General features: G+C 64.6%; 18 protein-coding genes. 8 read left to right on the forward strand and 10 right to left on the reverse strand.

Annotation, left to right across the window (positions count from 1 at the left end):
• Positions 1–312: 312 nt before the first annotated feature.
• The 3 genes from PVZ77_RS02150 (at position 313) to PVZ77_RS02160 (ending at position 3564) form a co-directional block, all read left to right on the forward strand.
• Complete coding sequence (locus tag PVZ77_RS02150) at positions 313–831, forward strand: Hcp family type VI secretion system effector (protein WP_017639168.1); 519 nt, start codon at positions 313–315, stop codon at positions 829–831.
• Positions 832–964: 133 nt separating this feature from the next.
• Entirely contained in the window at positions 965–3133 is a 2169-nt protein-coding gene (uvrD, locus tag PVZ77_RS02155) for a DNA helicase II (protein ID WP_273805532.1), read from the forward strand.
• 2 nt (positions 3134–3135) lie between these two features.
• Positions 3136–3564 carry an EamA family transporter gene (locus PVZ77_RS02160; protein WP_273805531.1) on the forward strand — a complete coding sequence of 143 codons (429 nt, stop codon included), beginning with the start codon at positions 3136–3138 and terminating at the stop codon, positions 3562–3564.
• Positions 3565–3744: 180 nt separating this feature from the next.
• Here the strand turns inward: PVZ77_RS02160 and PVZ77_RS02165 are convergent, their stop codons facing one another.
• Positions 3745–5505, reverse strand: a complete 1761-nt coding sequence (locus tag PVZ77_RS02165) for a cation:proton antiporter (RefSeq protein ID WP_273805530.1) — start codon at positions 5503–5505, stop codon at positions 3745–3747.
• A gap of 271 nt (positions 5506–5776) precedes the next feature.
• On the opposite strand from PVZ77_RS02165, the gene PVZ77_RS02170 reads away from it, so the two are divergent.
• From PVZ77_RS02170 to PVZ77_RS02185, 4 genes are all read left to right on the forward strand, one after another.
• Positions 5777–6634, forward strand: coding sequence for a Tim44 domain-containing protein (locus PVZ77_RS02170; protein ID WP_263258561.1), 858 nt, complete (start codon positions 5777–5779; stop codon positions 6632–6634).
• A gap of 179 nt (positions 6635–6813) precedes the next feature.
• Complete coding sequence (locus PVZ77_RS02175; protein WP_133860206.1) at positions 6814–7215, forward strand: SMI1/KNR4 family protein; 402 nt, start codon at positions 6814–6816, stop codon at positions 7213–7215.
• A gap of 68 nt (positions 7216–7283) precedes the next feature.
• Complete coding sequence (locus PVZ77_RS02180) at positions 7284–8042, forward strand: SDR family NAD(P)-dependent oxidoreductase (RefSeq protein ID WP_027598710.1); 759 nt, start codon at positions 7284–7286, stop codon at positions 8040–8042.
• Between the two features lie 59 nt (positions 8043–8101).
• On the forward strand, positions 8102–8584 hold the full coding sequence (locus PVZ77_RS02185; protein WP_133860207.1) for an acyl-CoA thioesterase: 483 nt from the start codon (positions 8102–8104) through the stop codon (positions 8582–8584).
• Between the two features lie 207 nt (positions 8585–8791).
• Here the strand turns inward: PVZ77_RS02185 and PVZ77_RS02190 are convergent, their stop codons facing one another.
• Together PVZ77_RS02190 and PVZ77_RS02195 are read right to left on the reverse strand one after the other, a co-directional pair.
• The gene (locus PVZ77_RS02190) at positions 8792–9754 is read right to left on the reverse strand and encodes an energy transducer TonB (protein ID WP_273848527.1); all 963 of its coding nucleotides are present in this window, start codon (positions 9752–9754) and stop codon (positions 8792–8794) included.
• Between the two features lie 131 nt (positions 9755–9885).
• Positions 9886–10842: a CobW family GTP-binding protein gene (locus PVZ77_RS02195; protein WP_273805528.1), complete on the reverse strand. Its 957-nt coding sequence runs from the start codon at positions 10840–10842 to the stop codon at positions 9886–9888.
• Positions 10843–10893: 51 nt separating this feature from the next.
• On the opposite strand from PVZ77_RS02195, the gene PVZ77_RS02200 reads away from it, so the two are divergent.
• Positions 10894–11244, forward strand: a complete 351-nt coding sequence (locus PVZ77_RS02200) for an NADH:ubiquinone oxidoreductase (RefSeq protein ID WP_273805527.1) — start codon at positions 10894–10896, stop codon at positions 11242–11244.
• 18 nt (positions 11245–11262) lie between these two features.
• Here PVZ77_RS02200 and glmS read toward each other — a convergent pair whose 3' ends face one another.
• The 7 genes from glmS to atpA form a co-directional block, all read right to left on the reverse strand.
• Entirely contained in the window at positions 11263–13098 is a 1836-nt protein-coding gene (gene glmS, locus PVZ77_RS02205; protein ID WP_273805526.1) for a glutamine--fructose-6-phosphate transaminase (isomerizing), read from the reverse strand.
• A 67-nt stretch (positions 13099–13165) separates the two neighbouring features.
• Complete coding sequence (locus PVZ77_RS02210; RefSeq protein ID WP_273805525.1) at positions 13166–13936, reverse strand: DeoR/GlpR family DNA-binding transcription regulator; 771 nt, start codon at positions 13934–13936, stop codon at positions 13166–13168.
• Between the two features lie 54 nt (positions 13937–13990).
• Complete coding sequence (glmU, locus tag PVZ77_RS02215; protein ID WP_273805524.1) at positions 13991–15358, reverse strand: bifunctional UDP-N-acetylglucosamine diphosphorylase/glucosamine-1-phosphate N-acetyltransferase GlmU; 1368 nt, start codon at positions 15356–15358, stop codon at positions 13991–13993.
• 154 nt (positions 15359–15512) lie between these two features.
• Positions 15513–15938: a F0F1 ATP synthase subunit epsilon gene (locus PVZ77_RS02220; RefSeq protein ID WP_007160117.1), complete on the reverse strand. Its 426-nt coding sequence runs from the start codon at positions 15936–15938 to the stop codon at positions 15513–15515.
• Positions 15939–15976: 38 nt separating this feature from the next.
• A complete protein-coding gene (gene atpD / locus PVZ77_RS02225; protein ID WP_017641466.1) occupies positions 15977–17353 on the reverse strand; it encodes a F0F1 ATP synthase subunit beta in 1377 nt (458 codons plus the stop codon).
• A 30-nt stretch (positions 17354–17383) separates the two neighbouring features.
• A complete protein-coding gene (gene atpG / locus PVZ77_RS02230) occupies positions 17384–18247 on the reverse strand; it encodes a F0F1 ATP synthase subunit gamma (protein WP_273805523.1) in 864 nt (287 codons plus the stop codon).
• 48 nt (positions 18248–18295) lie between these two features.
• On the reverse strand, positions 18296–19840 hold the full coding sequence (gene atpA / locus PVZ77_RS02235; protein WP_017641467.1) for a F0F1 ATP synthase subunit alpha: 1545 nt from the start codon (positions 19838–19840) through the stop codon (positions 18296–18298).
• Between the last annotated feature and the right edge of the window lie 12 nt (positions 19841–19852).

Here is a 19852-nt window from a genome sequence, read left to right on the forward strand (position 1 = left end):
AGTGCGTCGCACTTATACTACATAACGATCGCCAAGGCTCTTGGTCATTACGATTCAGCACGGTCTTTTTCGCACTCTCGTCGGCACTTGGTAGTCGTCTGGACAGGTGACTACCTGAGCCGAAGCAGCTTTTGAACCGCTCTGCGCAAGGCCTTGCGCAGATTCCCGAGCAGTGGCGCACAGTAGTCCGGCCCACGTCTTGTAGTCCTTTTACAAGTCACTGATCAGAAAGGATTTTTCGGTTCTGGCACGGCCCTTGTTAAGTCCTGGTACCCGGGCCATGAAGCCCTATCACCAGGCAAGGAGAGCACCATGCCAACCCCCGCGTATCTGTCCCTCGAAGGCACCAAGCAAGGCCTGATCACCGCTGGCACCTTTACCGAAGACTCGGTCGGCAACATCTTCCAGGAAGGCCACGAAGACCAGATCCTGGTCCAGGCCTTCAATCACCAGGTGATCATTCCCCGCGATCCCCAGTCAGGTCAGCCCACCGGCCAGCGCGTGCACAAGCCGCTGATGATCACCAAGGTCTTCGACAAGGCCTCGCCGCTGATCTTCAACGCCCTCACCTCCGGCGAACGCCTCGGCAAGTGCCGCCTGGAGTGGTACCGCACCTCGGCCACCGGCACCCAGGAGCACTACTTCACCATCGAACTGGAGGACGCCATCATCGTCGACGTCCAGTCGCGCATGCCCAACTGCCAGGACCCGAGCATGGCGCACTTCACCCACCTGGAAGACGTCTACTTCACCTACCGCAAGATCGTCTGGACCCATGAGGTCTCCGGCACCTCCGGTTCCGACGACTGGCGCTCGCCGATCGCCGCCTGACGCGCCACTCCCAAGCCTTCCGCCGATCCCCGGCCAGCCCTGCTGGCCGCGGGTTAGGCTGCCCCGCGCCACCCGCCTCGCCTCCCATCCGTCTGGTTTGGCGCTCCTTCTACCGCATCGGTAGAATGCGGCGATGAATGACGACATCTCCCTGCTGCTCAATTCCCTCAACGATGCCCAGCGTCAGGCCGTGGCCGCGCCCCTGGGTCGCCAACTGGTGCTGGCCGGTGCCGGCTCGGGCAAGACCCGGGTGCTGGTGCACCGCATCGCCTGGCTGATCCAGGTCGAGCACGCCTCGCCGCACTCCATCCTCTCGGTGACCTTCACCAACAAGGCCGCCGCCGAGATGCGCCACCGCATCGAGCAATTGCTCGGCATGAGCCCCCAGGGCATGTGGGTCGGCACCTTCCACGGCCTGGCTCATCGCCTGCTGCGGGCCCACTGGCAGGAAGCGGGGCTGTCGCAGAATTTCCAGATCCTCGACAGCGACGACCAGCAGCGCATCGTCAAGCGGGTGATCCGCGAGCTGGGCCTCGACGAGCAGCGCTGGCCGGCCCGCCAGGCACAGTGGTTCATCAACGGCCAGAAGGACGAAGGCCTGCGGCCGCAGCATATCCAGGCCGCTGGCGACCTCTTCCTCAGCACCATGCGCAGCATCTACGAAGCCTACGAGGCCGCCTGCGCCCGTGCTGGAGTGATCGACTTCTCCGAGCTGCTGCTGCGCGCCCTGGATCTCTGGCGCAACAATCCCAGCCTGCTGGAGCATTACCAGCGGCGCTTCCAGCATCTCCTGGTCGACGAATTCCAGGACACCAACGCCGTCCAGTACGCCTGGCTCAAGCACCTCGCCCAGAACGGCGCCAGCCTCATGGTGGTGGGCGACGACGACCAGTCCATCTATGGCTGGCGCGGCGCCAAGATCGAGAACATCCAGCAGTTCAACGAGGACTTCTCGGCCGAGATCATCCGCCTGGAGCAGAACTACCGCTCCACCGATACCATTCTCAAGGCCGCCAACGGCCTGATCGCCCACAACTTCGGCCGTCTCGGCAAGGAGCTGTGGACCGACACCGGCGAAGGCGAGGCCATCACCCTCTATGCCGGCTTCAACGAGCACGACGAAGCCCGCTACATCGTCGAAACCATCGAGAGCGAGTTCAAGAAGGGCAGCCGGCGCAGCGAGATGGCCATCCTCTACCGCTCCAACGCCCAGTCGCGGGTGCTGGAAGAGGCGCTGCTGCGCGAAAAGATCCCCTATCGCATCTATGGCGGCCTGAGATTCTTCGAGCGCGCCGAGATCAAGAACGCCATGGCCTACCTGCGACTGATCCAGCATCGCCACGACGACGCCGCCCTGGAGCGGGTGATTAACGTGCCGCCGCGGGGCATCGGCGAGAAGACCGTGGAGGCGCTGCGCAGCGCCGCGCGGGCCCAGAACACCTCGCTGTGGCAGGCGCTGCACGACCTGGTCGGCGCCCGCGCGGTGTCGGGTCGCGCCGCCTCGGCGCTCAACGTCTTCGTCGAGCTGGTCGACACCCTGGCACTCAAGGCCGAGGACCTGTCCCTGCACAATCTCGTGCAACAGATCATCGAGCAGACCGGCCTGGTCACCTTCCACAAGGAAGAAAAGGGCGAGAAAGGCCAGGCGCGGGTGGAAAACCTGGAAGAACTGGTCAGCGCCGCGCGCTCCTTCGACTTCAGTGGCGACGAGGAGATGACGCCCCTGGCGGCCTTCCTCGACCACGCCGCCCTGGAATCCGGGGACACCCAGGCCGACAGCCACGAAGACAGCGTCCAGCTGATGACCCTGCACAGCGCCAAGGGCCTGGAATTCCCCCTGGTGTTCCTCGCCGGCATGGAAGAAGGGCTGTTTCCGCACAAGATGAGCCTGGAGGAACCCGGCCGTCTGGAAGAGGAACGTCGCCTGGCCTATGTGGGTGTCACCCGCGCCATGCGCCGCCTGGTGATGAGCTATGCGGAGACCCGCCGTCTCTACGGCAGCGAGACCTACAACAAGGTTTCGCGCTTCGTCCGCGAGGTACCGGATGGCCTGATCCAGGAGGTGCGCCTGTCCAATGCGGTCAAGCAGCCCTTTGCCGGCAGTCGTCCCAACCTCTTCGCCCAGGCACCGGTGCCGGAAACCACCTTCAGCCTCGGTCAACCGGTGCGTCATGCCCTGTTCGGCGATGGCGTCATCCTCAACTACGAGGGCTCCGGCGCCCATGCTCGGGTGCAGGTCAACTTCAAGTCCGAAGGCAGCAAGTGGCTGATGGTGAGCTACGCCAAGCTCGAACCCCTCTAGCGATGACCACCTCCTGGCTGTTCTGGGCGCTCCTGGCGGCGGCCTTCGCCGCTCTGACCGCCATCTTCGGCAAGCTGGGCGTGGAACACGTCAACGCCGATTTCGCCACCCTGCTGCGCACCCTGGTAGTCGTGGTGGTCCTGGCGGCCATCGTCCTGGCCACCGGGCAGGCGCAACCCCTGGCCAGCATCGCCGGGCGCAGCTATCTGTTCCTGGTCCTCTCGGGTGTGGCCACCGGCCTGTCCTGGCTGTGCTACTACCGGGCGCTCAAGCTGGGCCCAGCGTCGCTGGTGGCGCCAGTGGACAAGCTAAGCGTGGTGCTGGTGGCGATCTTTGGCGTGGCGCTGCTGGGTGAGCGCTTGGACCTGCGCCAGTGGTGCGGCATCGCCGCCATCGGCGGGGGCGTGCTGCTGCTCGCCTGGCGACCTTGAAGGGGCGCAGGAAAAGGGCCTGACCGCCGGTGGGAGATTGCCGGACGGCAGAAAGCGGCCAAGCCGATTTCCTGCATTGCGCATTCCCTTGCCATCGTCCCGTTCATTCAAACGGGCGACTTAGAGCGATTCTGCCGCGTCGATCCCCAGCCGGCAATGGCTGGATTCCGCAAAAGCGGCCTAATGGTGTCCGCCCTTGTCCTGTTCCAGGGTCTCGATGAAGGCGATCTGCAGCCGCGAATGGACGCGGATGAACCAGCGCCACAGCACCGCGATCACCACCACCGCGACCAGGCCGATCAGCAGCAACAGCTCGCCGCGTGGCAGGATGCTACTGCTCAGGATAGCCAGCAACACCAGGATGCCGGCCAGCGACAGCAGCGGAATCAACTCGCTGACCAGCCGCCGCACCGGCTGCGTATAGCGCCCGGCCTGGTTCTGCCTGACGCTGAGTTCGGCCATCAGCATGGCCAGGGCCTTGAGCTTGCGATAGGCGGCGATCAGGCAGGGCAGCGACAACAGCAGCGCCCCGCCCCAGATGCAGGCCTTCTGCAGATCGGGATCGGCGATCCAGGTGCTGAGCCAGCCCGCCAGGCCGCCGGCGAAATAGGCCCCGCCGAGAAAGATGGCAATGACCAGCGACAGGTTGATGCCGACCTGCAGCAGGATGCGTCTCATCATGCCGGCCAGGATCGCCTTCTCGCCCTGGGGCTGGATGCTGCGCAGCCATTCGCCATAGATGCCCAGCACTCGCTGCAGGGGCTGCGGCAGCCAGCGGCCGATCCACAGCGCCAGCGGATCGGCGGCCCTGATCAGATAGGGGGTAAGCAGCGTGGTGACCGCCGACACGGCCACCGCCACCGGATAGAGGAAATGGCTGGTGACGCCCAGGGTGATCCCCAGGGTGGCGATGATGAAGGAGAACTCGCCGATCTGGGCCAGCCCCATGCCGACTCGCAGCGAAGTCCGGCCGTCGTTGCCGGCGATCAGGGTCCCCAGGCTGCAGGCGAGGATCTTGCCCAGGACCACGGCGACGCTGATCACGGTGATCGGCCAGGCGTATTCCACCAGCACCTTGGGATCGAGCAGCAGGCCGATGGCGACGAAGAAGATGGCGCTGAACATGTCGCGCAGCGGCTCCACCAGCTTTTCGATCTGCAGCAGCTGGCGCGACTCGGCCATGATGGCGCCGATCAGGAAGGCACCCAGCACCACGCTGTACTCCAGCTTGGCCACCAGCAGGCAGAAGCCGAAGCACAGTCCCAGCACTGTGATCAGCAGCATCTCGTTGCTTTCGAAGGTGGCCACGTAGGCCAGCAGGCGCGGCACCAGCAGGATGCCGATGACCAGCGCCACGATCATGAACAGACTCAGCTTGCCGAGGGTCGAGGCCACCGCGCCTGGCTCCACCGAGCCGCTCACCGCCAGGCCCGACAACAGGGCGATGATGCCGATGCCGAGGATGTCCTCGACGATCAGCACGCCAAAGATCTGCTGGGCGAAGCGCTCGTGCTTCATCTTCAGCTCGTTGAGCGCCTTGACGATGATGGTGGTCGAGGAAATGGCCAGGATGGCGCCGAGGAACAGCGAATCCATGTGCGACCAGCCGAACATCTGCCCTACCTGGTAACCCAGCCAGAGCATCAGGCTGATCTCGAGGAAAGCGGCGATGAAGGCCGTGGCGCCCACCCGGAACAGCTTGCGCAGCGAGAATTCCAGACCAAGGCTGAACATCAGGAAGATGACCCCCACCTCGGCGAGCGTCTTGATGCTTTCTTCGTCGTGGATCAGACCGAATGGCGGGGTGTGGGGTCCGATGATGAAGCCGGCGAGGATATAGCCCAGGACCACGGGCTGCTTGAGGCGGTGGAAGAGGATGGTTACCACGCCGGCCACCAGCATGATGACGGCCATGTCCTGGATAAAAGCTAGAGCATGCATCGGCCGGGCCCTCCTCTGACGGGCCGGGCACTCTCCCGACACCTGCGCTGACTGGAGACCCAGACTAGCATCTGCAAACTCTTGTGACGGATTTTGCAAAAATCTGTAATAGATTGATGTGCTTGGAAATTTTTAACGGTTGCAAGCACTTGGTGCCCTGCTTCCAGGGAACGCCGACAGGGCAAAATACCGAAACAATTCACGCTGGCTGTACTTGACCGGGCAGCGCAAGATGTATCCAACACCAGACTCTTCACAGAGAGAACACCACATGCAACGCCTGATGAGCATCTTCATGATCCTGTGCCTGGGCCTCACGCTCAGCCTGGATGCCAATGCCAAACGCATGGGCGCCGGCAAGTCCGCTGGCGCCGCACCCATCCACCAGACCCGCCAGGCCGCGCCGACCCAGCAGCCGGGCATGGCCGCTCCTGCCGCCGGTGCTGGCGCCGCCGCCGCTGCCCGTCCCAGTGGCGCCTCGCGCTGGCTCGGCCCGCTGGCCGGTATCGCCGCCGGTGGTCTGCTGGCCTCCATGTTCATGGGTGACGGCTTCGAAGGCTTCCAGTTCTTCGACTTCCTGATCCTGGCCCTCATCGCCTTCGTGATCTTCCGCCTGATCGCCCGCCGCAAGCAGCAGGCCGGTCCGCAGCCCGCCGTGGCCGGTCATGCGCCCATGCAGCGCGAGATGCCCAACCAGCCCAGCAATGGCGGTCTGTTCGGGGGTGCCGCTGCCGGTGCTGCGCCGGTGATCAATGCACCGAGCTGGTTCAATGCCGAGCGCTTCGTGGCGGCCGGTCGTGATCACTTCATGAGCCTGCAGCAGCACTGGGACGCCAACGAGATGGACAAGATCTCCGAGTTCGTCACCCCGCAGATGCTGCAGTGGCTGCGTGACGAGCGCGCTGCGCTGGGCGAAGGCTTCCAGTCCACCTACATCGAGAACCTGAACGCTACCCTGGACGGTGTCGAGGATCTGCAAGGCAAGACCATCGCCACCATCACCTTCAACGGTGTGTCCAAGGAATCGCGCTTCGACCAGGGCCAGCCGTTCAGCGAAAGCTGGCGCATGGAGCGCATGGCGGGCGAGAACCAGCCCTGGCTGCTGGCCGGTATCCGCCAGAACGCCTGATAACGGCGCCCATGAAAAAGCCCGGCTCTACGCCGGGCTTTTTCATGGGCGCCGCCTGCCGAACATCTCTCGAAACCGCTATCAAGTCCGCACGGAAGCTGCCGTTATCCCGGACTGAACTGCTAACCTTGCGCGCCTCTTTTCCCTTTATCCGGTGCGCATTTCGAGAGAGGCCTGCTATGGAAGACGTCATCGAACGCCTGCGTGAAGAAAACGAACCCGTTCCCGTACCCCTGGAGTTGCCCGACGAAGACCTGCTGGTCGAGATCGAGGAAGAACTGCTCATCAGTCTGCCGCCGGAATTCCGTGAATTCCTGCTGACCGTCAGCGACGTGGTCTATGGCCGTATCGAGCCGGTGACCGTCACCGATCCGCAGTCCCATACCTATCTGCCGGAAGTGGCAGCCACCGCCTGGGACGAAGGTCTGCCGCGCGAGTACATTCCCCTCTGCGCCAGCGACGACGGCTACTACTGCGTCAGCCAGGAAGGCGAGGTACTGTTGTGGGAAGACGGCGACCTGACCGACGAATCCTGGGATTCGGTCTGGATCTGGGCCCGCGACGTCTGGCTGGAAGGCTGACCGGGCCGGTACTGAACGACCCTGCCTGACACGGGTCTGGATAAGGCCATCACTCCGGAGGAAGCGTCATGAGCACTCCCGTCGTCCTGATCACCGGCGCTGCGGGCGGCCTCGGCCGTGCCCTAGCGCAACGCTTCGCCCAGAGTCGCTGGCGCGTCGCCGCCGCCGACCGCGATGCCGAGGGCCTGCATGGGCTGAACGGCATCGTCGGCCTGGATTCCAGCGTGACCGCCGATATTTCCAGCGCCGAAGGCTGCCGCTCTCTGGTCAGCAAGGTCATGGCCCGTACCGGGCGCCTGGATGCCCTGATCAATGCCGCGGGCATCTGGCGCGAAGGCGAGGTGGAGACCTTTACCGAGGACGACTACGACCTGGTGATGGCGGTCAATCTCAAGGCCACCTTCTTCATGTGCTCGGCGGCCATCCCCTTCCTCAAGGAAAATCGCGGCGTCATCATCAATGTCGCCAGCGGAGCCGGGCGTCAGCCCATCGCCGGTGCGGCGGCCTATGGTGCCGCCAAGGCGGCGGTGCGCTTCTTCAGCCAGAATCTGGCGGTGGAACTGGCGCGCGACGGCGTGCGGGTCAACGCCGTCTCGCCAGGCGACATCGACACGCCCATGCTGGACTTCCAGGCTGCCCACTACGGCAGCGGCGATCCGGCGGGCTATCGTCGCAACCTGCTCAATCGCTATCCCCAGGGCGAAACCGCGCGTTTCATCCAGCCGGAAGAGGTCGCCGAGTTCGTCTATTTCCTCTGTCAGCCCCAGGCGGCAGCCATTTCCGGCGCCGACCTGCCCATCGACTTCGGTCTCTCCGCCGGCCGTTGATGGCTGTGACAGACGGCGCCGCTGCGCCGTCTACAGGATTTCCCCTCGAGGATTCGCCCATGGAAGCCGGCAACCACCAGTTGAGCATGACCATCCTGATGACCCCGGACCTGGCCAACTTTTCTGGCAAGGTCCACGGGGGCGCGTTACTCAAGTACCTCGACGAAGTGGCCTATGCCTGCGCCAGCCGCTATGCCGGGCGCTACGTGGTCACGCTATCGGTGGACCAGGTGATCTTTCGCGAACCTATCCACGTCGGTGAGTTGGTGACCTTTCTGGCCTCGGTGAACTACACCGGGACCACCTCCATGGAGATCGGCATCAAGGTCATCACCGAGAACATCCAGCAACGCTCGGTACGCCATACCAACAGCTGTTTCTTCACCATGGTCGCCGTGGACGAAGACGGCAAATCCTGCCCGGTTCCCCAACTCGAACCGGCGACGACGGACGAGAAGCGACGCTGCGTGCAGGCCCAGCAGCGCCGGCAGATCCGCCGGGAACTTCAAGAGCGCTATCAGGCGCTCAAGGAAACCTTTTGAGTTTTGCCGGTTAGGTCGCCATCGTTCGACGGCAGCGGCTCCAGGATGTCCCATGACACCCCTCGGATATCCACCCTGGCGATTGGCCTGGTCCTGGCGTTCGCCTTCGGCACCCTGGCCACCCGCCTGCGGCTGCCGCCATCGCCAGCTATCTGCTCGCCGGGGTGGCCGCCGGCCCCTTCACGCCCGACTTCGTCGCCTGACGATCTAGCGACGCTGGATCTTGAAGTTGAAGGTCTTGGTTGCCTTGCGCGGCACGATCTGACCACCGGAGACCCGCGGGGCGAAGCGCCATTCGCCCAGCACCTCGAGCACGGCGCGCTCCAGTTGCTTGTTGGAGGCTTCCAGCACCTGGATGTCGGCCAGTCGACCGTCGGCGGTCACGGTGAACATCACCCGCACCTCGCCACCCACACCGCGCCGACGGAGCATTTCCGGATATTCCGGCGGTGTCATCTTGACCGGTCGGATATCGGCATCGTCGATGCTGCCGGTAGGCAGGCCCGCGGTCTTTGGCGGGCCCGACGGCGCCGCGGCCGGTGCCGGCTGACTGGGTGCGGCGGTGGCCGCCGGCGCGGGGGCCGGTGACGGCGCGGCCTGGGCGACGGGCTCCGGTGCGGGCTCGACCTTTTTCGGCAGCGGTTTCTGCTGGCTGTGCTCGACCGGCTTGGGCTTCGGCTTGGGTTTGGGCTTCTCCACCACCGGCTTGGGCGGTTCCACGGGCTTCGGCGGTTCCACGGGCTTGGGAGGCTCCGGGGGCGGCGGTTCGGGTTGTGGTGGCGGCGGCGCGGGCGGTGCCGGGGTCGGCGCCGGGGATTCAGGAACCGGCTTGGGCAACTGGATGAAGCTGACCTGCATGGGTTCGTCACCCTTGGCGATCTTCAACTCCGGCGGCGCCTGGACCACCATGAACAGGGCCGCTGCCATGCTCGCATGCATGATCAGCGACAGCGCCGAGGCGGCGCCCCAGCCGCGGCCACGCGGTGGCTGCTCGCCCGGCTCGGCCGCACCGACCGGGGTCAGTACCGGTGTCAGGATCTCTTCGTTACGCTCGGGCATGCGGAACGACAGGATGGTGGCCGAAGGCTCGCTTCGCTCCGCATTGACCCCTGCCACCGGCTCCACGTCACCGGTCAGGGCCGCCCTGACGGATCCCTGGACGGATTCCACCTCGTCACCGTCGGAACGCGCGGCAATTACGAGGGGTTCAGGCTTGGCAAGCGACGTCGGAGCCATGGGAGCAATACGCAGAGGAAGTAAATTTAATAATCATTATCATTAACTGAACGAATTTGGCAACCTCAAATGTCGCGAATGGTCCTGCGCAGCGCCTTTTCGAGAGCCTCTAGATCCGGCCTCTCCTTCAAGATCAGCTCCAGCCGGTTGTCACGTCGCCATAGCGTCGGTTCCCAGCGGCCTTCTCTGGCGAGACCGTTGTAGGCCTGCCAGCCGTCCGCCAGCTGCAGGACCGCCTTCAGCCTGAGCAAGCCAGGAAGATCACCCAGCAGGGCCAGCAGCGCCGGCCCATCGAAGCTGTAGCTGGAGTGCCAGCGCCAACCGACGGCCTGGTGTCCCTCCTGGGCATGACTGAAGCGCAGCGGACGTCCCGGCAGCAGCAATGCCTGTGGACTGGTGGCGGCGCCAGGCTCGGGCAGTTCGCCGCCAGCCGATGCCTGGGTACTTGCCAGGGGTAGTTCGGTTAAGGGGATCTGTCCGCCTTCGGTCCAGTACAGCGGCCGGTCGCCGAATTGCACAGGCAGGGTTGTCCGGTCCAGGCCGGCGCTCTTGTTGAGCACGACCAGCCCGGCCTGCTCCAGTGCCTGTTGCTGGGCATCCGGCAGGGGCTGGCGTTGCAGCACCTGCCGGGCATCCGCTACCCAGACCAGGGGTTGCAGGCTCAGCACCCCGGCCCAGGGCGAGGCCTGGAGTTGCCGATAGAGGCTGGCGGGATGGCCGAGACCGGAGGGCTCGATGAACAGCCGCTGTGGCCGAGCGCGCCGCAACAGCCGCGTGAGGGCCACCTGCAGGGGTACGCCCTGGACGCAGCACAGGCAACCACCGGGGACCTCGGCAATACTCAGGCCCTTGTCGTCCGGGGTCATCAGCGCCGCATCGAGTCCGACCTGGCCGAACTCGTTGACCAGGATCGCCCAGCGCTCGGTGACGTGTCGCTGGGCGAACAACTGGCGGATCAGGGTGGTCTTGCCGGCCCCCAGAGGACCGGCGATCACATGGGTCTTGATATCGGCGAGGCGCATGGCGGGAGGTCGAATGCTAGAGTGGCGATTTGATCGAGGAGATGGGCTGGAATGTGGCGATCGCTGATCCCGCTGCTGCTGTTGCCGTCACTGGCACTCGCCGATGCCTGCGTGATCCGCAGTCGTCAGGGCAGTGTGGACGTGCAGATCTGCCAGAGCAATATCGATATCCCCGCCCAGCTGTTTCGTGACGGCTTCTGCCAGCCGCAGCTCAAGGAGCAGCAGACCGAGGTCCGCTTCGTCGATCGCTGCCCGGTCGGCGAGATCGGCATCTGCCAGGGCGCCCGCAGTCCGGGTGTGCCCTATCGGCAAGACATCCACTATTACGGCGAGCCCGGCGACGGCCGCTTTCTGGCCGTCGCCTGTCGCCAGCAGAATCAGGGCAGCTGGCACGTGCCCTGAGGTTCCACGTGGAACCGCTTATTCCACGGTCACCGATTTGGCCAGGTTGCGCGGCTGGTCCACGTCGGTGCCCTTGAATACGGCCACATGGTAGGACAGCAGCTGCAGCGGGATGGTGTAGAGGATGGGCGACAGGGCATCGTGGATGTGCGGCATCGGTACGATACGGGTGCCTTCGCCTTCCTCGAAAGCAGCACGCTCGTCGGCGAAGACGATCAGCTGACCGCCACGGGCGCGCACTTCCTGCAGGTTGGACTTGAGCTTTTCCAGCAGCTCGTTGTTGGGCGCCACCGTCACCACCGGCATGTCGGCATCCACCAGCGCCAGGGGACCGTGCTTGAGTTCGCCGGCCGGATAGGCCTCAGCGTGGATGTAGGAGATCTCCTTGAGCTTAAGTGCGCCTTCCATCGCCACGGGATACTGCTCGCCCCGCCCCAGGAACAGGGTGTGGTGCTTCTCGGCAAAGGATTCCGCCAGCTTCTCGACGGTCTTGTCCATGGCCAGGGCTTCGTCCAGGCGCGCCGGCAGCCGCCGCAGCTCGGCCACCAGCTCGGCTTCGACACCGACATCCAGGCGTTGCTGGCAGCGTCCCAGACTCAAGGTCAGCAACAGCAGGGAGACCAGCTGGGTGGTGAAGGCCTTGGTCGAGGCCACGCCGATCTCCGGCCCGGCCTGGGTCAGAAAGCTCAGCTGGGATTCGCGCACCAGGGAGCTGGTCGCCACGTTGCAGATCGCCAGGCTGCTCAGATAGCCGGATTGCTTGGCCATGCGCAGCGCAGCCAGGGTATCGGCGGTCTCGCCGGACTGGGAGATGGTAACGAACAGGGTATCCGGGCTGACGGCGACGCGGCGGTAGCGGAATTCGCTGGCCACCTCGACCTGGCAGGGAATGCCCACGTATTCCTCGATCCAGTAGCGCGCGACCGAACCGGCATGGAAGCTGGTGCCGCAGGCGACGATCTGTACCTGACGGACCTTGGCGAACAACGCGGACGCCGAGGGACCAAAGGCCTCGGGCAGTACCTGCCCATCACCCAGGCGCCCTTCCAGGGTGCGCTGGACCACGCTAGGCTGCTCGTGGATCTCCTTGAGCATGAAGTGACGATAGGCGCCCTTGTCGGCGGCCTCGCTGCCTTCGTGGTACTGCACCGTCTCGCGTTGGACCGGCTCGCCGTTCACGTCCCAGAGGTGGACCTGATCCAGGCGGATCTCGGCCACGTCGCCCTCCTCCAGGTAGACGAAGCGATCGGTCACCTGGCGCAGCGCCAGCTGGTCGGAAGCCAGGTAGTTCTCGCCCAGACCCAGGCCGATCACCAGGGGGCTGCCGCTGCGAGTCGCCACCAGGCGATCCGGCTGCTGCCGCCAGACCGCCGCCAGACCATAGGCCCCATGCAGTTCCTTGACCGCTGCCTTGAGCGCCGTGGTCAGGTCGCCGCTGTCCTGAAGCTTGAGGTGCAGCAGGTGGACGATGACCTCGGTATCGGTCTGGGAGGTGAAGACGTAGCCCTGAGCCTTAAGCTGGGCGCGCAGGGCTTCGTGGTTCTCGATGATGCCGTTGTGCACCACTGCCACGTCACCCTGGGAGAAGTGCGGGTGGGCATTGGCTTCGGTGGGCGCACCATGGGTCGCCCAGCGGGTGTGGGCGATGCCCAGGCGACCGGCCAGGGGGTCGGCCAGCAACGCCGCCTCCAGCTCGCTGACCTTGCCAATGCGGCGCAGGCGCTGCAACTCGCCCTGGGCGTCTAGCAGCGCCAGACCGGCGCTGTCATAGCCACGGTATTCCAGGCGCTTGAGCCCCTCGACCAGAATGGCGGTGATATTACGCTCGGCAATGGCGCCGACAATTCCACACATGCTTACCTCCCGTTGCCTGTCTTATCCACAGCGACCCGACTGGGGCGGTTGTGGATGACCTGATTGTCTAGTTTTCCACAGGGGCGCAGACCACCTGCACCCCACGGGTTTCGATCGCCCGGGCTGCCTCGGCGGGCAGGCGCTCATCGGTGATGAGCACGTCCACCCTTTCCCAAGGTAGTTCCAGATTGGGAATTCGCCTGCCCAGCTTGCTCGCTTCGGCCATGACCACCACCTCGCGTGCTACCTCCGCCATCACCCGAGACAGCGACAGATGCTCGTTGAAGGTCGTGGTGCCGCGCTCCGGATCGAGGCCGTCGGCGCCGATGAACAGCTGGTCGAAGTCGTAGGATCTGAGCACCTGCTCGGCGACCTGGCCCTGGAAGGATTCCGAATGCGGATCCCAGGTGCCACCGGTCATCAGCAGCATGGGCTCCTGTTCCAGCTCGCGCAGCGCCGTGGCCACTTGCAGGGAATTAGTCATGACCACCAGCCCGGGGCGGCGATCAAGCTGAGGAATCAGCGCTGCCGTGGTGCTGCCGCAGTCGATGATGATCCGCGCATGTTCGCGCAGGCGCTGGGCCGCGGCCCGGGCGATGGCCTGCTTGAAGGGCGATGCCTGGGGCGGTGCCTCGGCCAGCAGCTCCTGGGGCATGGCCACCGCGCCGCCGTAGCGACGCAAGAGCAGGCCGTTGCGTTCAAGGGCGGCCAGGTCCTTGCGGATGGTGACCTCAGAGGTCTCCAGCTGACGGGCCAACCCGTCCACGCTGACCTCGCCCTGCTCCTGGAGCTGGGCGAGGATGGCATGGCGACGCTGTGCGGTATTACGACGAGTCATAAATTTCGATTCGAAAGATAATGGATCGAATCAAAACCTAATAGCGGCCAGTCGTCAAGCCTTGGGGGCTTTCTTCGGTCGCTGCCAGCCGGTCTTGTTGACCTGCCGGGCCCGACCCAGGGCCAGAGCATCAGCGGGCACATCTGCCGTGATGACTGAGCCTGCCGCGGTGGTCGCGCCCGCGCCAAGATTGACCGGAGCCACCAGCGAACTGTTGGAACCCACGAAGACATCCGCGCCGATTTCGGTTCGAAACTTGTTGGCACCATCGTAGTTGCAGGTGATGGTGCCCGCGCCTATGTTGCTGCCTGGACCGATGCTGGCATCACCCAGGTAGGTGAGATGACCAGCCTTGGCGCCATCCTGCAGATGAGCGTTCTTCAGCTCGACGAAGTTGCCCACATGGGCCTTGCTGCCCAGTTCGCTGCCGGGGCGCAGACGGGCGAACGGACCGACGTCGGCGCCCTCCCCTACCACGGCACCATCCAGATGACTGTTGGCCTTGATAATGGCGCCGCGCTTGAGGACGCTGTCCTTGATCACGCAATTCGGACCGATGCTCACGCCATCTTCCAGCACTACCCGACCTTCGAGGATAACGTTGACGTCGATGGAGACGTCGCGGCCGGCTTCGACCTGCCCACGCTGATCGAAGCGCAGGGGGTCCAGCAGGGTCACGCCCTGCAGCATCAGGCGCTCGGCAGCGCGCTGCTGGAAGTGCCGCTCCAGCTGGGCCAGTTGTCGGCGATCGTTGGCACCCTGCACTTCCATGGCATCCGCCGGCTGGCTGGTGGCGATGGTCAGGCCGTCCGCTACCGCGAGGGCGATGACGTCGGTCAGGTAGTACTCGCCCTGGGCATTGCTGTTGGACAGGCGGCCCAGCCAGTCCGCCAGTCGCCGACCGGGTACTGCGAGGATACCGGTATTGCCTTCGCGAATGGCGCGCTGGGCGTCGCTGGCGTCCTTGTGCTCGACGATGGCGGTTACCTGCCCCTGGTCATCGCGCAGGATGCGGCCATAGCCGGTGGGATCGTCCAGCTCCACGGTCAGCAGCGCCAGGTGACCGTCATCCACCTGCTGCAGCAGGCGCTGCAGGGTCTCGGTCTGGATCAGGGGGACATCGCCATAGAGGATCAGCACCCGCTCCGCCGTCAGCGCCGGTGTCGCCTGGGCCACGGCATGGCCGGTGCCGAGCTGCTCGGCCTGGACCACGAAGCTCACGTCGTCGGCGGCCAGCTGACCACGGACCTGGTCGGCGCCATGACCGATGACGACGTGGATGCCGGCCGGCTGCAGTTCACGGGCGCGGTCGAGGACATGCCCCAGCATGCTGCGACCGGCCACGGGATGCAGCACCTTGGGTAGAGCGGATCTCATGCGGGTGCCCTGGCCAGCAGCCAGGATGACGATTTCCAGGGACATCGGAACCTCGGAGACAGGAAGAAGAGACGGGCCGGCGACCGAAGGCAACAGGGCCCGACGAGCGCCGACCACGCGAAATTTCTCGCCCACTTTTCGGGCGACAAAAGAAAAGGGTAGCCGAAGCTACCCTTGTCGTTACAGCCTGACCTTGCGCTTAGCGCTTGGCCTGCCGCTTGAGCTGCTGGATGGTGCGCAGCTGGGCGGCGGCTTCGGCGAGCTGAGTGGCGGCAGCGGTGTAGTCGAACTCCGTGCCCTTGTCGCTCAGGGCTGCCTCGGCGCGCTGCTTGGCTTCCAGAGCGGCAGCTTCGTCGATGTCACCGGCGCGGCTGGCGGTATCGGCCAGCACTTCGACGACATTCGGCTGCACTTCCAGGAAACCGCCGGAGATGTAGAACACCTCCTCGGCGCCCCCGGCCTTGACCAGGCGAATGGGGCCCGGTTTCAGATCGGTAAGCAGCGGCGCATGGCCCGGGGCGATACCCAGATCACCCAGGTGGCCGTGGGCGATGATCATCTCCACCGCGCCGGAGAAGATTTCCCCTTCCGCGCTGACGATGTCGCATTGGACTGTCTTGGCCATAGCGTGCCTCTAAGAGCGCCCGTCGCCGGGCGCGGCAGTTACAGTTTCTTGGCTTTCTCGATGGCTTCGTCGATGCCGCCGACCATGTAGAACGCCTGCTCGGGCAGGTGATCGTAGTCGCCACGCAGGATCCCGGAGAAGCCGGCGATGGTGTCCTTGAGGGACACGTACTTGCCGGGCGAACCGGTAAAGACCTCGGCCACGAAGAACGGCTGGGACAGGAAGCGCTGGATCTTACGAGCACGGGATACCAGCTGCTTGTCGGACTCGGACAGTTCGTCCATGCCCAGGATCGCGATGATGTCCTTCAGCTCCTTGTAGCGCTGCAGCACGTACTGGACGCCGCGGGCGGTGTCGTAGTGCTCCTGGCCGATCACGTTCGGGTCCAGCTGGCGCGAGGTGGAGTCCAGGGGATCGACCGCCGGGTAGATACCCAGGGAGGCGATGTCACGGGACAGAACCACGGTGGCGTCCAGGTGGGCGAAGGTGGTCGCCGGGGACGGGTCGGTCAAGTCATCCGCAGGGACGTAAACGGCCTGGACGGAGGTGATCGAACCCAGCTTGGTGGAGGTGATGCGCTCCTGCAGGACACCCATCTCCTCGGCCAGGGTCGGCTGATAGCCCACCGCGGACGGCATACGACCCAGCAGCGCGGACACTTCGGTGCCGGCCAGGGTGTAGCGGTAGATGTTGTCGACGAACAGCAGGACGTCACGGCCTTCGTCACGGAATTTCTCGGCCATGGTCAGACCGGTCAGGGCCACGCGCAGACGGTTGCCCGGCGGCTCGTTCATCTGGCCATAGACCAGGGCGACCTTGTCCAGAACGTTGGAGTCCTTCATCTCGTGGTAGAAGTCGTTCCCTTCACGGGTACGCTCGCCCACGCCGGCGAACACGGAATAACCGCTGTGCTCGATGGCGATGTTACGGATGAGCTCCATCATGTTGACGGTCTTGCCCACGCCGGCGCCGCCGAACAGGCCGACCTTGCCGCCCTTGGCGAAGGGGCAGACCAGGTCGATGACCTTGATGCCGGTTTCCAGCAGGTCGTTACCACCGGCCTGCTCCGCATAGGACGGGGCCTTGCGGTGGATTTCCCAGCGCTCTTCCTCGCCGATGGGGCCGGCTTCGTCGATGGGGTTGCCCAGCACGTCCATGATGCGGCCGAGGGTCTTGACGCCGACCGGGACCTTGATGGCCTCGCCGGTGTTGCCCACGTTCAGGCCGCGCTTGAGGCCTTCGGTGCTACCCATGGCGATGGTACGGACCACGCCGTCGCCCAGCTGCTGCTGGACTTCCAGGGTGGTTTCGGCACCCTGCACCTTGAGGGCGTCAAAGACGCGCGGTACCGCGTCGCGCGGGAATTCCACGTCGATCACGGCGCCGATGATTTGTACGATACGTCCGCTACTCATTTCGCGTTCCTCGAATGTTTAAGCTGTCCGTCAGACCGCGGCGGCGCCGCCGACGATTTCCGAAATTTCTTGGGTGATCGCAGCCTGGCGAGCCTTGTTGTAGACCAGCTGCAGCTCCTTGATGAGATCGCCGGCGTTGTCGGTGGCGTTCTTCATCGCGATCATCCGCGCGGCCTGTTCGCTGGCAGCGTTCTCGACCACGGCCTGGTACACCTGGGATTCCACGTAGCGCACCAGCAGACCGTCGAGCAGGGTCTTGGCGTCGGGCTCGTAGAGGTAGTCCCAATGCTTGCCTTGCAGCTCACCGCCCTCGCCCGGCACCAGCGGCACCAGCTGCTGGATGGTCGGCTTCTGGGTCATGGTGTTGACGAAGACGTTGGACACCACGTACAGACGGTCGATACGGCCGTTCAGGTAGGCATCCAGCATCACCTTGATGCTGCCGATCAGATCGCCGATCGCCGGGGCTTCGCCGAGGTGGCTGATGGCCGCGACCACGTTGCCGCCGAAGCTGCGGAAGAAGGAGGCACCCTTGGCCCCGATCACCGCGAGATCGATCTCCACGCCCTTGCCGCGCTGGTCGCTCATGTCGCGAACCAGAGCCTTGAACAGGTTGGTATTCAGACCACCGGCCAGACCCCGATCGGAGCTGACCACGATGTAGCCGACGCGCTTGACCTCGCGTTCCACCATGAAGGCATGGCGGTACTCGGGGTTGGCGTTGGCCAGGTGGCCGATCACAGCACGGATGCGCTCGGCATAAGGCTTGCTGGCAGCCATGCGGGCCTGAGCCTTACGCATCTTGCTGACCGCAACCTTTTCCATGGCGCTGGTGATCTTCTGTGTGCTTTTGATGCTCGCGATCTTGCCGCGAATCTCTTTTGCGCCTGCCATGTGACACCTATCGGGTTGGCAAACGGGGGCTGGCGCCCCCGTCGCGGCTTACCAGGTTTGCGTGGCCTTGAACTTCTCGATTCCCGCCTTGATGCCGGCGTCGATCTCGTCGTTGAAGTCGCCCTTCACGTTGATCTTGGCCATCAGGTCGGCGTGATCGCGGTTGAAGTAGGCGATCAGGGCCTGCTCGAAGCTACCGATCTTGTCCAGGGACACATCGCTCAGGAAACCACGCTCGGCGGCGTACAGGCTCAGGGACATCTCGGCGATGGACATGGGCGCGTACTGCTTCTGCTTCATCAGCTCGGTGACGCGCTGACCATGCTCGAGCTGCTTGCGGGTGGCTTCGTCCAGGTCCGAGGCGAACTGGGCGAAGGCCGCCAGTTCACGGTACTGGGCCAGCGCGGTACGGATACCGCCGGACAGCTTCTTGATGATCTTGGTCTGGGCCGCACCACCCACACGGGATACCGAGACACCGGCGTTGACCGCCGGGCGGATGCCCGAGTTGAACAGGCCGGCTTCCAGGAAGATCTGGCCGTCGGTGATGGAGATCACGTTGGTCGGAACGAAGGCGGACACGTCGCCGGCCTGGGTCTCGATGATCGGCAACGCGGTCAGCGAGCCGGTCTTGCCGGTCACGGCGCCGTTGGTGAACTTCTCGACGTAATCGGCGGAGACGCGGGAAGCGCGCTCGAGCAGACGGCTGTGGAGATAGAACACATCGCCGGGATAGGCTTCACGGCCCGGCGGACGACGCAGCAGCAGGGAGATCTGGCGATAGGCCACGGCCTGCTTGGACAGATCGTCATAGACGATCAGGGCGTCTTCACCGCGGTCGCGGAAGTATTCGCCCATGGTGCAACCCGAGTAGGGCGCCAGGAACTGCAGGGCAGCCGATTCGGACGCACTGGCTGCCACCACGATGGTGTTGTGCAGAGCGCCGTTCTCTTCCAGCTTGCGCACCACGTTGGCGATGGTCGACTGCTTCTGACCAATGGCGACGTAGACGCAGCGGATGCCGCTGTTCTTCTGGTTGATGATGGCATCGATCGCCATGGCGGTCTTGCCGATCTGACGGTCACCGATGATCAGCTCACGCTGACCGCGGCCAACCGGGATCATGGCATCGACAGCCTTGTAGCCGGTCTGCACCGGCTGGTCGACCGACTGACGCCAGATCACGCCCGGTGCGACCTTCTCGACGGCGTCGGTGGCGCTGGCGTTCAGCGGACCCTTGCCATCGATGGGGTTGCCCAGGGCATCGACGACGCGACCCAGCAGTTCCGGACCAACCGGGACTTCCAGGATGCGACCGGTGCACTTGGCGCTCATGCCTTCGGCCAGACCCAGGTAGCTACCCAGGACCACGGCGCCGACGGAGTCCTGCTCCAGGTTCAGCGCCATGCCGTAGATGCCGCCGGGGAATTCGATCATTTCGCCGTACATGACGTCGGCCAGACCGAAGATCCGCACGATACCGTCAGACACGCTGACGATGGTGCCTTCGTTGCGGGCTTGCGAGGTCACGTCGAGCTTGTCGATGCGACCCTTGATGATTTCACTAATTTCGGAAGGATTGAGTTGCTGCATGCTACTGCCCCT

The organism is Pseudomonas sp. SHLD1 (assembly GCF_028640935.1).
Taxonomy (GTDB): Bacteria; Pseudomonadota; Gammaproteobacteria; order Pseudomonadales; family Pseudomonadaceae; genus Chryseomonas; species Chryseomonas aestiva.

Excerpts from the sequence above, each read along its gene's own strand:
- PVZ77_RS02150 (WP_017639168.1), top strand. The coding sequence starts at position 313 with ATGCCAACCCCCGCGTATCTGTCCCTCGAAGGCACCAAGCAAGGCCTG.
- uvrD (WP_273805532.1), top strand. The coding sequence starts at position 965 with ATGAATGACGACATCTCCCTGCTGCTCAATTCCCTCAACGATGCCCAG.
- PVZ77_RS02160 (WP_273805531.1), top strand. The coding sequence starts at position 3,136 with ATGACCACCTCCTGGCTGTTCTGGGCGCTCCTGGCGGCGGCCTTCGCC.
- PVZ77_RS02165 (WP_273805530.1), bottom strand. The coding sequence starts at position 5,505 with ATGCATGCTCTAGCTTTTATCCAGGACATGGCCGTCATCATGCTGGTG.
- PVZ77_RS02170 (WP_263258561.1), top strand. The coding sequence starts at position 5,777 with ATGCAACGCCTGATGAGCATCTTCATGATCCTGTGCCTGGGCCTCACG.
- PVZ77_RS02175 (WP_133860206.1), top strand. The coding sequence starts at position 6,814 with ATGGAAGACGTCATCGAACGCCTGCGTGAAGAAAACGAACCCGTTCCC.
- PVZ77_RS02180 (WP_027598710.1), top strand. The coding sequence starts at position 7,284 with ATGAGCACTCCCGTCGTCCTGATCACCGGCGCTGCGGGCGGCCTCGGC.
- PVZ77_RS02185 (WP_133860207.1), top strand. The coding sequence starts at position 8,102 with ATGGAAGCCGGCAACCACCAGTTGAGCATGACCATCCTGATGACCCCG.
- PVZ77_RS02195 (WP_273805528.1), bottom strand. The coding sequence starts at position 10,842 with ATGCGCCTCGCCGATATCAAGACCCATGTGATCGCCGGTCCTCTGGGG.
- PVZ77_RS02200 (WP_273805527.1), top strand. The coding sequence starts at position 10,894 with ATGTGGCGATCGCTGATCCCGCTGCTGCTGTTGCCGTCACTGGCACTC.
- glmS (WP_273805526.1), bottom strand. The coding sequence starts at position 13,098 with ATGTGTGGAATTGTCGGCGCCATTGCCGAGCGTAATATCACCGCCATT.
- PVZ77_RS02210 (WP_273805525.1), bottom strand. The coding sequence starts at position 13,936 with ATGACTCGTCGTAATACCGCACAGCGTCGCCATGCCATCCTCGCCCAG.
- glmU (WP_273805524.1), bottom strand. The coding sequence starts at position 15,358 with ATGTCCCTGGAAATCGTCATCCTGGCTGCTGGCCAGGGCACCCGCATG.
- PVZ77_RS02220 (WP_007160117.1), bottom strand. The coding sequence starts at position 15,938 with ATGGCCAAGACAGTCCAATGCGACATCGTCAGCGCGGAAGGGGAAATC.
- atpD (WP_017641466.1), bottom strand. The coding sequence starts at position 17,353 with ATGAGTAGCGGACGTATCGTACAAATCATCGGCGCCGTGATCGACGTG.
- atpG (WP_273805523.1), bottom strand. The coding sequence starts at position 18,247 with ATGGCAGGCGCAAAAGAGATTCGCGGCAAGATCGCGAGCATCAAAAGC.
- atpA (WP_017641467.1), bottom strand. The coding sequence starts at position 19,840 with ATGCAGCAACTCAATCCTTCCGAAATTAGTGAAATCATCAAGGGTCGC.